Consider the following 13,490-nt stretch of genomic DNA (forward strand, 5'->3'; position numbering starts at 1 on the left):
GTCAATTGACAGCGAAAAATATGCTAACGGCATAATAGAATTTAATGTGTGGGAAGGAAGGCAAAGAGAAACCGCCCGTGGCTGATTTGCAGCGGGTGCAGGGCCGGGCAAAGCGTGTCGGTGCCAAGCAGCTTGGCCATCAGCATGGAACCCGCGATGAACAGGGTCGCGGTGACCATGAAGGCAACGGCAAGGGGCGGGTTGGGCGCAGGTGTCATGGGCGCGAGCGGTGCGCCCGCCCGCGCCGAATGTCAATCGCGATTGATGCGGTAGTCCTCGTGGCAGCCGCTGCACGACGCGCCGACCCGGCGCAGGGCGGCCACCAGGCTGGCGCGGTCCTCGACCGACCCGGCAAGCTCTGCGGCCAGCAGTTCCAGCTCGCGCGCGCGGCCACTGAAATTGGCGAAGTTTTCCCAGATCCCGGCGCGCGCCTCGGATCGCGGGTCGGTCTCGGGGGCTTCGAACAGGTCGACGATGTGGTTGGCCTCGCTCGACAGCGTATCAAGTGCCGTGTTGGCGATGGAGGCGTCGAACGCGGTCTCACCGCGGGCCATGTTGCCCAGCACCTCGACCTGGCGGGCCAGGGCGGTCATGTTTTCCATCCGGGCCAGCACGGCGGGGTTCTGAACGTTCTGGTGGGCGAGCGCGGCCGTGGCCAGCGCACAGAGCGCAACTGCGCCGATCTGAAGGGATTTCTGCACGGGGTCCGGGGTCCACTCTCTGCTGATGTCCTCCGAAAGATAACGCAGCGCCCCGCAAATGACAGGGGCTGGCCGGCGTCGCGGGCGGAGCTGCGGCCCGGATGCATCACGGGACGCAGCGACGAAGAAGGGGCCCGGCGCGTGGCGCGGGCCCCTTTTGGCTGATCCGGTCGTCTGCCTTCGGTCAGACGCCGAGGCACCAGCGCATGATCGCCTTTTGCGCATGAAGGCGGTTCTCTGCCTCGTCGAAGATCACCGAATGCGGGCCGTCCATGACGGCGCTTGTTGCCTCTTCGTCGCGATGGGCGGGCAGGCAATGCATGAAGAGCGAGTCGGGCTTGGCATGGGCCATCAGCGCCTCGTTCACCGGGTAGCCGCGCAGCTGGTTGTGCCGCCGTTCGCGCGCCGATTGCGGATCGTGCATCGACACCCAGGTATCGGTCACGACCAGGTCTGCGCCCTCGACGGCCTTGTGCGGGTCGCGCTCGATCTCGACCGTCGCGCCTTTCGCGCGGGCCTCGTCGAGGAAAACCTGTTCGGGGTCCAGCGTCGGCGGGCCCGAGAACGTCAGGTCGAAGCCGAACTGCCCCGCGGCATGGGCGAAACTGGCGAAGACATTGTTGCCGTCGCCGCACCAGGTGACCTTCTTGCCGGCGATGGGGCCGCGATGTTCCTCGAAGGTCATGATGTCGGTCATGATCTGGCAGGGGTGGCTGCGGTTGGTCAGCCCGTTGATGACCGGGACCGTGGCGTATTCCGCCATTTCCAGCAGCGTCGCCTCTTCGAAGGTGCGGATCATGATCAGGTCGACATAGCGGCTGAGCACCCGGGCGGTATCGGCGATGGTCTCGCCATGGCCAAGCTGCATGTCGCTGCCCGACAGCACCATGGTCTGACCGCCCATCTGGCGCACGCCCACGTCGAAGGAGACGCGGGTGCGGGTCGAGGGTTTCTCGAAGATGAGGGCGACCATGTGGCCGGCCAGCGGCTGTTCGTCATCGGGCGTTCCCTTGGGGCGGCCGTTGCGCGCGTCCTTCATGCTGCGCGCGTGGTCGATCATGTGCCGAAGGTCGGCGGGGTCGGTGGTGTTGATATCCAGAAAGTGTTTCATGTCAGTGCCTTGAATTGGACCGCCAGCCCGGCGGCCCCGAGGATCGGGAAAGGGTGATCTCCGTTTCCCTATCCTCGTCGGTGCCCGAAATAGGCGGGCTCGAAAAAGCCGCGCTTAGGCATCGGCCCGGCCCTCCAGGGCGGTTGCGGCGGCATCGAGACGGGTCAGCGCCTCGGTGATCTCGTCCTCGCTGAGCGTGAGCGCGGGCAGCAGGCGCACCACGTTGTCGCCGCCCGGAACGGTCAGCACCAGCTGATCATAGCCCGCCTTCACAACGTCCATGTTGGGCACCTTGCACATGAGGCCCAGCATGAAGCCCTCGCCGCGCACGCCCGAGAAGATGTCGGGGTGAGAGGCGACCAGCCCTTCGAGTTTCTGGCGCAGCAGGCCCGCGCGCCGGTTCACGTCCTCGAGAAAGCCATCCTTGGTGATCTCGTCCATCACCGCGCAGCCGACAGCACATCCAAGCGGGTTGCCGCCATAGGTCGAGCCGTGGGTGCCCGGGGTCATGCCGCAGGCGGCCTCTTCGGTGGCCAGAAGCGCGCCCAGCGGGAAGCCGCCGCCGATGCCCTTGGCGACCATCATGATGTCGGGAGAGACCCCGGCCCATTCATGGGCGAAGAGCTTGCCGGTGCGGCCCATGCCGCACTGGATCTCGTCGAAAATGAGCAGCAGCCCATGTTCGTCGCAGAGATCGCGCAGGCCCTTGAGGCAGGCATCGGGCAGCGGGCGAATGCCGCCCTCGCCCTGCACCGGCTCGACCATGATCGCGCCGACCTCGGGGCGCGCGGCAGCTTCGCGCAGCGCGTCATGATCGCCGAAGGCCAGGGTGACGAAGCCCGGCAGAAGCGGCCCGAACCCCTTGGTGAGCTTCTCCGACCCGGCGGCCGAGATCATGGCGATGGACCGGCCGTGGAAGGAGCCTTCGAAGGTGAGGATGGTCGTGCGCTCCGGCTGGCCCTTCTCGTACCAGTATTTGCGCGCCATCTTGACGGCCAGTTCGCCTGCCTCGGTGCCCGAGTTGCAAAAGAACATGGTGTCGGCGAAGGTGTGGTCCACCAGCCGTTCGGCCAGTGCTTCCTGCTGGGGCACGTTGTAGAGGTTCGAGGTGTGCCACAGCGCGTTCGCCTGGTCGGTGAGCGCCTTGACCAGCGCCGGATGCGCATGGCCAAGCGCGGTCACGGCGATGCCGCCGCCGAGATCGAGAAAACGTCGGCCATCCGCTTCCACGAGCCAGACCCCTTCGCCCTTGACGAAGGAGAGAGGTGCACGGGAATAGCTGGGCAGAACCGGCGTGATCATGGCGATCTCCTTGGGGAATGTTGAAGCATCGGCCATGCCTCAAACCCCCGGGGAAGTCAATGAAATCAGGGGCCGCGCCGGAAGAGTTTTCCGGAAAACTCTTCAAGGCGGCGGGAAAAAATCTTCCAGAAGATTTTTTCCCGGTTGGGGGCGCCGGGAAAATTCTTCGGGAAGAATTTTCCGCGGCTCAGCGGGCGGCCATGATGATGCAGGTGGTGGAGCCGGTCGCGTAAAGCCGCCCGTCCCCGGCCCCCCGGATCGTGCCCTCGGCCACCCCGGTCGATCGGCCCGAATGGGACACGATGCCCTCGGCGACGATCTCGGTGCCAAGGGGAATGGGCCGGGTGATGTTCACCTTGTATTCGAGCGTGGTGTAGACCGAGCCTTTCGGCACGCGGGTCATCACCGCGCAGGCCATGCAACTGTCCAGAAGCGTGCCATACCAGCCGCCATGCACCGTTCCCATCGGGTTGCAGTGATCGAACAGTGGCGTGCCGCGGAAACACACGCGGCCATCCTCGACCAGGTCGAGGTGATAGTTGAGCGTCTGGCCGATGGGCGGGCCGGGCAGGCGCCCGTCGAGGATGGACTGCATGAAGTCGAGCCCCGAGAGCGACAGGAGCGTCTCGCGATCGGCGAGCTCGGTGGGCGATGTGGCGTAGATGGGATGGGTCACGGTTGGGCAGGCTGGATGGCTGTTGCGGAATGCGGCCATGCTGCCTTCCCGGCTTGCGCCGCCGCAATCCCTCCTCTGACTGCGGCGGCGCGAGGTGACGTAACGTTTTTCGCCTCCAGCGGATGAGACGGGCGCTACGCGACCTCTGCCAGGGTGACGCGCGGCGTGACGCCAAGGGCGGCGCAGACATCGCGGGTCAGGTCGGGGCTGTTGAGCGTGTAGAAATGCAGGTCTTCCACGCCCCCTTCCAGCAGATCGGTGCACAGCTCGGTGCAAAGCGCGGTCGACAGTAGGGACTCGCGCCCGTCGCGGGTTGCAGCGGCATAGGCTTCATCGAGCCAGGCGGGCACGATCGCGCCGCAGCGCGTTGCGAAGTTGCGCACGCGGGTCCAGTTGCCGATGGGCAGGATGCCCGGAATGATCGTCGCCCCGATCCCGGCATCGGCACAGGCATCGCGGAAGCGGAAGAAGGTGTCGGCCTCGAAGAAGAACTGGGTGATGGCGGTGCTGGCCCCGGCATCGACCTTGCGCTTGAGATACTCGACGCAGGCTGCCAGCGAGTCCGCCTCGGGATGCGGGTCGGGATAGGCGCCGACGGCGATTTCGAACTTGCCGGTATCGGCCAGGGCTTTCACCAGCTCGACGGACGAGGCGAAGCCCTCGGGATGGGCGCGAAAGCCATCGGCCCCCTTGGGCGGGTCGCCGCGCAGGGCGACGATGCGGTTCACGCCGGCCTCGGCATAGCTGTCGGCAATCGCCAGGGTCTCTTCGCGGGTGGCATCCACGCAGGTCAGGTGAGCGGCGACCTTCACCCCGTAATTGGCATGGATCGTTTTCACCGCGTCATGGGTCAGGTCACGGGTGGTGCCGCCCGCGCCGTAAGTGACCGAGACGAATTCCGGTGCCAGCGGCGCCAGCGTGCCAAGCGTGTCCCAAAGCCGGAAAGAGGCTTCAAGCGATTGCGGTGGGAAGAACTCGAAGGAAACACGGGGTGTGGGCACGGTCATCTGGGTCAGGTCCTTGATCTGGTGACCAAGGATGTCGCATAGAGGGTGGGAGTGAAGCAAACTCATAACTTTCATCATGAACATGAGGCAGGCTCATGCATCTTGAATTCCGGCACCTGCGCACGATCAAGGCCATTCACGAAGAGGGCGGGCTGGCCCGGGCCGCCGATCGGCTGCACATCACGCAAAGCGCGCTCAGCCACCAGATCAAGGGGCTGGAGGACCAGGCGGGGATGGAGCTGTTCGTGCGGCGCTCGAAGCCGATGAAGCTGAGCGCCGCCGGGCTCAGGCTGCTGCGGCTGGCCGAGCAGGTGCTGCCACAGGTGGCGGCGGTGGAAGAAGAGTTCAGGGCCATGCAGCAGGGCAAGATCGGGCGGCTGCACATCGCCATCGAATGCCACGCCTGTTTCGAATGGCTGCTCCCGGTGCTGGAACAGTTCCGCATCGCCTGGCCCGACGTGGACGTGGACATCCGCCCGGGCCTGCAATTCGAGGCGCTGCCCGCGCTGATGCGCGAAGAGGTGGACCTGGTGATTTCATCCGACCCCGAGGCGCTGCCCGGCGTCGATTTCACCCCGCTTTTCGATTACGAGCCGGTATTCGTGGCCTCTTCGGAACATCCTCTGGCGGCAAAGCCTTTCATCATGCCCGAGGATTTCCGCGACGAGCTTCTGATCACCTACCCGATGGAGCGCACCCGGCTCGATGTCTTCAGCCAGTTCCTGGCCCCGGCGGGGGTGGAACCGCGCGGGGTGCGGCAGGTCGAACTTTCCGCGGTGATCCTGCTTCTGGTTGCCTCCAACCGGGGCGTGACAGTGCTGCCCGACTGGGTGGTGCGTGAACAGCGCCACAACGCCAGCTACATCACCCGGCCCCTGACCGAGACCGGGGTCACGCGGCGCATGTATGGTGCCACGCGAAGCGACGACACCACCAAACCCTTCATGGCCCACGTGCTGAAACTGGCCCGGACCGAGCCGGTCAAGCTGCAACGGCGCGGCTGATCCGCGGTCAATTGCGGCGCTGGCGTGGCGGCTTTGCGGTCGCCGGGTGGCCCATTGTTTCCCAACGACCCATAATCGCCCCGATCTCTGCCGTAAATCGCCCCTGCTCTCTCTGAAAACCGCCCCAGTCGCCTTGTAGGCACGGGGGATAACAAGACGATCGAGAGCAGTGAAATGGTATCCGGTTCCTTCGAGTCCCCCTGCGGCCAGTGCCGCTTCAGCCAAGCCCTCGGGCAGTGGCAGGATGCAGAGCAGCCCCGGCTTTTCCAGTTTGCGGGGGGCCTGACCGATGCCTAATGCAACCGAGCTCAACGTCACCACGACAACCGACGCAACCACGCTTGCCAACACCATGTTCGGCGATGGCATCCAGGTGGTGTCCGCCACGCTGACAGGGGCCGCGACGCAGGCCGGGACCTTCACCGGCGGCGAGACGACCTCGGCCGGGGTGGTGCCGTCGGATAGCGGCGTGATCCTGTCGACCGGCAACGTGACCGATTTTACCACGGCGGGAACCGGGACCGATACCAATACCGCGTCGGGCACCTCGACCAGTCACGGTGGCGCGGGGGACGCGGATCTCGATGCCGTTTCCACGGTATCCACCCGCGATGCGGTGGTCTTTGAATCCACCTTCATCCCCGACAACGACTACATCACGATGCAGTTCGTCTTCTCGTCGGAGGAATATCTCGAATACGTCAATGGCGGTGTGAACGACGCGCTGGGCGTCTGGGTCAACGGCACCTTCGTGCCGCTGTCTGCCAATGGCGACACCGTGTCGATCGACACGATCAACGACACGTCGAACGCCAACCTCTATGTCGACAACCCGGCGGCCAGCGACCTCTACAACACCGAGATGGACGGGTTCACCATCACCCTGTCGCTGAAGGCGCAGGTCAATGCCGGAGTCGAGAACAGCATCAAGATCGGTCTCGCCGACGGGGGCGACTTCGCCTATGACACCAACGTCCTGATCGCGGCGGACAGCGTGCAGACCATGGCGCTGGCCTTCGAGGATTTCGTGACGCTGGAGGCCAATACTGTCAGCGTCATCGACGTGACCGAGAACGACCGCGACACGATCGGCGACGGGCTCAGCATCACCGAGATCAACGGCGTGGCCGTGGTTCCGGGCGACAGCGTCACGCTGAACACGGGCGAGGTCGTGACCCTGAACGACGATTACACGTTCAGCGTGGCCACCGGCACCACCCTTGGCTCGACCGTGTTTACCTACACGGTGGAAAACAGCGCCGGTAACAGCGATGTCGGCTATGTGAATATCGAGACCGTGGCCGATGCGCCCGGCGATGGCATCGTCGAAGGCAGCGGCATGGCCGACCTGATCGATGGCAGCTTTGCAGGCGATCCCGAAGGCGACATGGTCGATGCAAACGACGCCCTGGGTGTCAATGGCACCACCGGGGACGACGACTATATCCAGGCCTTTGGCGGCAACGATACGGTGCTGGCAGGCGCCGGGGACGACATCGTCGAGGGCGGCACCGGAAACGACTCGATCGAGGGCGGTGCAGGGGCCGATACGCTCCATGGCGGCGACGGCGATGACACCATCAAGATGGGTGACGGTGACAACCTTGCCACCGGTGGTGCGGGCAATGACCTGATCGACGATGTCACCGGGTCCAACCATGCCGGATCCGACACGATCGACGGCGGGGCGGGCAATGACACGATCTGGGCCGGGAATGGCAATGACTCCGTCGATGGCGGAACGGGCGATGACAGGATTTACGGCGAGGGCGGCGACGACACCATCACGCTGTCGAACGGGTTCGGCAACGACACCATCACCGGGGGCGAAACCGGCGAGACGGCGGGCGACACGCTGGACCTGTCGGCAGTTACGGCCGGGGTCACGCTCGACCTGAGCAGCGCCGATCCCGAAGCGGGCATCGTCGACGAAGTGGGCTCTGGCGCGGGCGTGACCAGCTTCTCGGAAATCGAGAACATCGTTCTGAGCTCCGGCGACGATACGATCGTGCTGGCCGATGGCGGCGGTGCGGACGTGATCACCGGCTTCGACATGAGCCGCGCGCCCGACAATTCCACGCTCGACCAGCTCGACGTGTCGGGCCTGACCACGGATGGCAGCACGCCCATCACCACCAATGACGTGACCGTCGGCAACGACGGCAGCGGCAATGCGCTGCTGACCTTCCCCGGCGGCGAGTCGATCGTGCTGGTCGGTGTCAGCCCGGCGCAGCTGTCCAGCGTTTCGGACCTGGAGGCCATCGGCATCCCGCCCGCCCCCGATTTCATCGTCGAGGGCACCACCGGCGATGACGTGATCGACGCGGGCTACCTGGGCGACCGGGAGGGCGACCGGGTGGATGCGGGCGACAACCAGACCGGAACGGACGCCGATTCCATCGTTGCGGATACCGGCAATGACGAGGTGCACGCCGGGGCCGGGGCCGACACGGTCGAAGGCGGCGCGGGGATGGACACCATCTTCGGCGATGCCGGGGACGACCTGCTCTATGGCGGCGACGACAATGACTCGATCTTCGGCGGCACCGGCAGCGACACGCTGAACGGTGACCTGGGCGACGATTTCCTGTCGGGCGGCGCGGATGCGGACCTTGCCGCAGGCGGCGCGGGCAATGACCGGATCGAAGGCGATGACGGCAACGATACGCTCTATGGCGGATCGGGCGCGGACTCGGTCTATGGCGGGGCTGGCAGCGACTCGATGATGGGCGATGCCGGAGCCGACTACATGGAAGGCTGGATCGGCGACGACACCATGATCGGTGGGGCCGATGGCGATTATATCGACGGCGGTGACGGGGCCGACAGCCTGCTGGGGCAGGACGGCAACGACACGCTTCTGGGCGGCAATGATCTCAGCACCGACACGCTCGATGGCGGTGCCGGCGACGACAGCCTCAGCGCGGGGGCGGGCGACGACATCCTGATCGGCGGCACCGGCGCAGACAGCATGTTCGGCGGGTCCGGGGACGACACGGTCGTGATCGAGGACGGCTTCGGCAACGACACGATCGACGGCTGGAGCACTGGCGAAACCGATGGCGACACGCTGGACCTCAGCGCCACCACGACCGGAGTGACCGTCGATCTCAGCGCGTCGAACCCCGAGGCGGGCACGATCAGCGACGGCATTTCGACCGCAAGCTTCACCGAGATCGAGAACATCATCCTGGGCGGCGGGCGCGACAGCGTGGTGCTGGCCGACGGCTCGGGCGCGGACACGGTCCAGGCCTTCGACATGACCGATTCCGGCGATGGCTCGACCAATGACCAGCTCGACGTGTCGGGCCTGACCTCGGATGGCGGCACCACCCCGGTCACGACAAACGACGTGACGGTCACCGCCGATGCCTTCGGCAGCGCGGTGCTGACCTTCCCGGGCGGTGAATCCATCACGCTGGTGGGGGTGAACCCCCTGAACCTGTCCACGGTCGATGACCTGGTGGCGATCGGCATCCCCGACGGACGCGATTTCATCGTCGAGGGCAGCTCTGGCAACGACGTGATCGACGCCAGCTATACCGGCGACCCCGAAGGCGACATGGTCGATGCGGGCGACGCGGCCGACGGATCCGACGATGACGTGATCGAGGCGGGCGCGGGCGATGACTCGGTGCTGGCAGGCGCGGGCGACGACTCGGTGCAGGCCGACCTGGGCCAGGACACGGTCGAGGGCGGAAGCGGCGCCGACACGATCCGTGGCGGGCAGGGCGATGACCTGCTCGATGGGGGCACGGGCGCGGACTCGATCTACGGCGACGAGAACAACGACACGATCCTTGGCGGCGCGGGCGACGACACGCTCGATGGCGGCACCGGCGATGACCGTATCGAGGGCGGTGCCGACAACGACTCGATCAGCGGCAATGATGGCAACGACACCATCATCGGCGGGGCAGGCGATGACTGGCTGCGCGGCAGCGTCGGCAATGACGAGATGTGGGGCGGCACCGGCGACGACTACATCTGGTCGGGCTTCAACGACGACACGATCCGCATCGAGAACAATTTCGGCAACGACACGATCAGCGCCGAGGGCATCGACGAGGTGACCGGCGACGTGCTGGACCTGAGCCTCGTCACCGACGACCTGACCATCGACCTGACCAATGCCAACCCTGAAACCGGCACGTTCAGCGATGGCGTGTCGACGGCGAGCTTCGAGGAAATCGAGCATATCGTCCTGGGCAGCGGCGGCGATACCATCGTGCTGGCCGATTTCGGTGGCAACGACACCGTCCAGGCCTTCGACATGACCGATTCCGGCGATGGCACCACGGTTGACCAGCTGGACGTGACGGGCCTGACCTCGGACTGGGGCACAACCCCGGTCCATGCCGGCGACGTGACCGTCGGCGATGACGGCAGCGGCAACGCGGTGCTGAGCTTCCCGGGCGGTGAATCGATCACGCTGGTGGGCGTCACCCCCGCGCAGCTGGCCACCATCGACGACCTGGTGTCGATCGGCATCCCCGATGCACGCGATTTCATCGTCGAGGGCACCTCGGGCGATGACGTGATCGACGCAGCCTATACCGGCGACCCAGAAGGTGACCGGATCGACGCCTCGGACCATTCCGACGGCTCGAACGACGACTCGGTGCTGGCGGGCGCGGGCGATGACTCCATCCTGTCCGGGCTTGGCGACGATACGGTCTTCGGCCAGGACGGTGCCGATACGATTCTCGGCGGCGATGGCAATGACAGCCTCGATGGCGATGACGTGCAGGCCTCGGGCGGCGCCGACAGCATCGACGGCGGCGCAGGCAATGACACGCTGATCGGCGACAGCTTCGATGACACTCTGTCCGGCGGTTCGGGCGACGACTCGATCTTCGCAGGGGCCGACGATGACCTGATCCGCGCCGGAAGCGGGACCGACCAGGTCTGGGGCGAAGGCGGCGACGACACGGTGATCGTCGAGGATGGGTTCGGCAATGACGGCCTGTCCGGCGGCGAAACCGACGAGGTGAACGGGGACACGCTGGACCTGTCGAACCTGACCGTGGACACCACGATCGACCTGACCAACCTGAACGCCGAGAAGGTCACGGTCAGCGATGGCGTCGATACGCTGTCTGCCGATGAATTCGAAAATCTCATCCTGGGCGGCGGCGAAGATACGCTGCTGTTGGGCGATGGCGGCGGCAGCGATGTCGTGAGCGGCTTCGACATGGCCGACCGGGGCGACGGGCACACGTTCGACCAGCTTGACGTCTCGGGCGTGACAACCGACGGCACCACGCCCGTCACCGCCTGGGACGTTGTGGTGACCGATACCAATGGCGATGGCACGGGCGATGCAATCCTGACCTTCCCCGGCGGCGAAAGCATCACCCTCGAAGGCGTCCTGCCCAGCCAGGTCGATACCATCCCCGAACTCTTCTCCATCGGCATTCCCTGCTTCACGCCGGGTGCCATGATCGTGACCGCCCAGGGCGAGATGCCGGTTGAACGCCTGCGCCCCGGCGACATGGTGCTGACCGCCGATAACGGCTTCCAGCCCGTGCGTTGGGTGGGCAGCCGCCGGCTGTCGGCCGAGGAACTGGCGGACAATCCCAACCTCCTTCCGGTCGTGATCCGCAAGGGGGCCTTCGGCAACACCCGCAAGATGGTGGTCTCGCCCCAGCATGGCTTCGTGATGAAGACCGACACGGGCGAGCGCCTGATCCGCGCCAAGCACGCGGCCGAGCTTTACGGTGGCAAGCTCGCCCGGATCGACAGGGATTGCGAGAGCGTGACCTATATCCACATCCTCTTCGACCAGCACGAACTGGTCTTCGCGGAAGGATGCCGGACCGAAGCCTTCTATCCCGGGCCGCAGGCGCTCAAGTCGATCGACCGGGAGGCCGCGCTGGAACTGCTGACGCTCTTCCCCGATCTCGCGGGGATGGTGTTCGGCCAGGACGGCTCGGCGCAGGACAGCTATGGCCCGCCCGCGCGCCCCTATCTCAAGGGCCGTGACATTCGCGCCATGGCCAAGGCCGCGCAAGGCGGCAAACCCGATCCCAACGGTCTGGTCTGACCCGACGGGGGCGCATCCCAGTCTGCCGGGATGCGCCCGACAGTTCCCCCGCCGCGCGCGCCCGTGAAAAAGTGCGCGCGACATGTTTCCTTCGTCGCGATCAACGGCTATACGCCGCTTTCGTCAAGCCGAGGAACACGCCATGCAAGGCAGCGCAAATCTCAACATCATGATCAAGGCCGCCCGCAAGGCGGGCCGTAGCCTCGTGAAGGATTTCCGCGAGGTCGAGAACCTCCAGGTCGGGTCCAAGGGACCGGGTGATTTCGTGTCCAAGGCTGACATGGCCGCCGAGACTATCCTGCGCGAGGAACTGATGACCGCGCGCCCGAATTACGGCTGGCTTGGTGAGGAAACCGGCGAAACCAAGGGCGAGGATCCGACCCGCCGCTGGATCGTCGACCCGCTGGACGGGACCACCAACTTCCTGCACGGCATGCCGCACTGGGCGGTTTCCGTGGCGCTGGAGCACAAGGGCGAGATCGTCGCGGGCGTGGTCTTCGACGCCGCCAAGGGCGAGCTCTTCTATGCCGAAAAGGGTGCCGGGGCCTGGCTGAACGATTCGCAGCGCCTGCGCGTATCGGGCCGTCACCGCATGATCGAATGCGTCTTCGCGACCGGCGTGCCCTTCGGGGGGCGCAAGTATCTGCCCGCCACGTTGCAGGACCTGGCCCGGCTGATGCCGCAATGCGCGGGTGTGCGCCGGTGGGGCTCTGCCGCGCTGGACCTGGCCTACGTGGCCGCGGGTCGCTATGACGGCTACTGGGAACGCGGGCTCAATGCCTGGGACGTGGCTGCCGGGATTCTCATCGCCAAGGAAGCAGGGGCCATCGTGCAACCGATCCTGCCCGGTCAGAACATGCTGGAAGATGGCAGCCTCATCGCCGGGGCCGAGCAGATCTTCGACCCCTTCGCCAAGACCATCCGCGAACGGTCCGAAGCCTGATCCGGGCCTGATCGCCCTTTCGTCAAATTTTCGCCGCTTCGCCGTGGCATGACTCGCGCCATGTCAGGATGCGAGCGTGCGATGAATCGGCTGAACAGTTTTCTTCTGGATGAAACCGGGGCCGCGACCGTTGATTGGGTCGTGATGACGGCTGCATCGGTCGCCATGGGCCTGGCGGTCATGTCCTACGTGCGCGACGGCATCGAGGACCTGTCGAACGACATCCAGGCCACGCTGAGCGGCATCTCGATCAAGACGAGCTTTTCCCAGTGGCAGGACTTCCGAAATGATCCCGACGCGGAACTGAGCCCGTCGGACGAGTCTGCGCCGGACTGATCCGGGTCAGCGACGCGGGCGCGCCACGATCGGGAAAGGAATAATCTCGGCCTCGCCAGGTGCGCGCGACCTGGCCTTGCGCGGGCGGTTGGTCAGAAGAATGACGGCGGCAATATGCGGGGGCAGGGACATGGGAATGGGCTTTCTCTAAGGGTTTCTCTATAAGTGTAATATATACACATATGGAGATGAAAATCAAGCCACACCCGACAGCCAGCAAATGAAAAAGACGGATGGCCCGGCCGCTCTCACGGGTGCGGCAGGACCATCCGTCGATAAAGCTTTTGGTGATGAACTGAGGGGGCCGGAGCGCGGGAAGGGGAGGACAGGGCCCGCGTCCCGGCGAAAGGATCAATCGAGGGGG

At 65.5% G+C, this 13,490-nt stretch carries 11 protein-coding genes and 1 pseudogene; 5 read left to right on the forward strand and 7 right to left on the reverse strand.

Annotated elements, in window-relative coordinates; genetic code table 11:
• Positions 1 to 53: 53 nt before the first annotated feature.
• The 4 genes and pseudogenes from ACEQXV_RS05275 to ACEQXV_RS05290 all read right to left on the reverse strand — a co-directional run.
• A pseudogene (locus ACEQXV_RS05275) lies at positions 54 to 218 on the reverse strand (EamA/RhaT family transporter); the annotation flags it as partial.
• Between the two features lie 33 nt (positions 219 to 251).
• On the reverse strand, positions 252 to 701 hold the full coding sequence (locus ACEQXV_RS05280) for a cytochrome c (RefSeq protein ID WP_370254614.1): 450 nt from the start codon (positions 699 to 701) through the stop codon (positions 252 to 254).
• 184 nt (positions 702 to 885) lie between these two features.
• Positions 886 to 1,812: an ornithine carbamoyltransferase gene (gene argF / locus ACEQXV_RS05285; protein ID WP_370268204.1), complete on the reverse strand. Its 927-nt coding sequence runs from the start codon at positions 1,810 to 1,812 to the stop codon at positions 886 to 888.
• Between the two features lie 114 nt (positions 1,813 to 1,926).
• Positions 1,927 to 3,114, reverse strand: coding sequence for an aspartate aminotransferase family protein (locus ACEQXV_RS05290; protein ID WP_370254611.1), 1,188 nt, complete (start codon positions 3,112 to 3,114; stop codon positions 1,927 to 1,929).
• Positions 3,115 to 3,173: 59 nt separating this feature from the next.
• Here ACEQXV_RS05290 and ACEQXV_RS05295 point away from each other — a divergent pair, with 59 nt between their 5' ends.
• The gene (locus tag ACEQXV_RS05295; protein ID WP_370268205.1) at positions 3,174 to 3,347 is read left to right on the forward strand and encodes a hypothetical protein; all 174 of its coding nucleotides are present in this window, start codon (positions 3,174 to 3,176) and stop codon (positions 3,345 to 3,347) included.
• Here the strand turns inward: ACEQXV_RS05295 and ACEQXV_RS05300 are convergent.
• Both ACEQXV_RS05300 and metF read right to left on the reverse strand, forming a co-directional pair.
• On the reverse strand, positions 3,302 to 3,829 hold the full coding sequence (locus tag ACEQXV_RS05300) for a PaaI family thioesterase (protein WP_370268207.1): 528 nt from the start codon (positions 3,827 to 3,829) through the stop codon (positions 3,302 to 3,304). The genes ACEQXV_RS05295 and ACEQXV_RS05300 overlap by 46 nt on opposite strands.
• Before the next feature lie 95 nt (positions 3,830 to 3,924).
• The gene (metF, locus tag ACEQXV_RS05305) at positions 3,925 to 4,791 is read right to left on the reverse strand and encodes a methylenetetrahydrofolate reductase [NAD(P)H] (RefSeq protein WP_370268209.1); all 867 of its coding nucleotides are present in this window, start codon (positions 4,789 to 4,791) and stop codon (positions 3,925 to 3,927) included.
• Positions 4,792 to 4,892: 101 nt separating this feature from the next.
• Between metF and ACEQXV_RS05310 the strand changes: the two genes are divergently transcribed.
• From ACEQXV_RS05310 to ACEQXV_RS05325, 4 genes are all read left to right on the forward strand, one after another.
• Positions 4,893 to 5,801: a LysR substrate-binding domain-containing protein gene (locus ACEQXV_RS05310; protein WP_370254609.1), complete on the forward strand. Its 909-nt coding sequence runs from the start codon at positions 4,893 to 4,895 to the stop codon at positions 5,799 to 5,801.
• A gap of 289 nt (positions 5,802 to 6,090) precedes the next feature.
• On the forward strand, positions 6,091 to 11,847 hold the full coding sequence (locus ACEQXV_RS05315; RefSeq protein WP_370268208.1) for a choice-of-anchor L domain-containing protein: 5,757 nt from the start codon (positions 6,091 to 6,093) through the stop codon (positions 11,845 to 11,847).
• A gap of 142 nt (positions 11,848 to 11,989) precedes the next feature.
• A complete protein-coding gene (locus ACEQXV_RS05320) occupies positions 11,990 to 12,790 on the forward strand; it encodes an inositol monophosphatase (protein ID WP_370254606.1) in 801 nt (266 codons plus the stop codon).
• Between the two features lie 81 nt (positions 12,791 to 12,871).
• On the forward strand, positions 12,872 to 13,126 hold the full coding sequence (locus ACEQXV_RS05325; protein WP_370254605.1) for a hypothetical protein: 255 nt from the start codon (positions 12,872 to 12,874) through the stop codon (positions 13,124 to 13,126).
• Positions 13,127 to 13,132: 6 nt separating this feature from the next.
• Here ACEQXV_RS05325 and ACEQXV_RS05330 read toward each other — a convergent pair whose 3' ends face one another.
• On the reverse strand, positions 13,133 to 13,258 hold the full coding sequence (locus ACEQXV_RS05330) for a hypothetical protein (RefSeq protein ID WP_370254602.1): 126 nt from the start codon (positions 13,256 to 13,258) through the stop codon (positions 13,133 to 13,135).
• Between the last annotated feature and the right edge of the window lie 232 nt (positions 13,259 to 13,490).

The organism is Nioella sp., from assembly GCF_964229645.1.
In the GTDB taxonomy this organism is placed as follows: Bacteria; Pseudomonadota; Alphaproteobacteria; order Rhodobacterales; family Rhodobacteraceae; genus Nioella.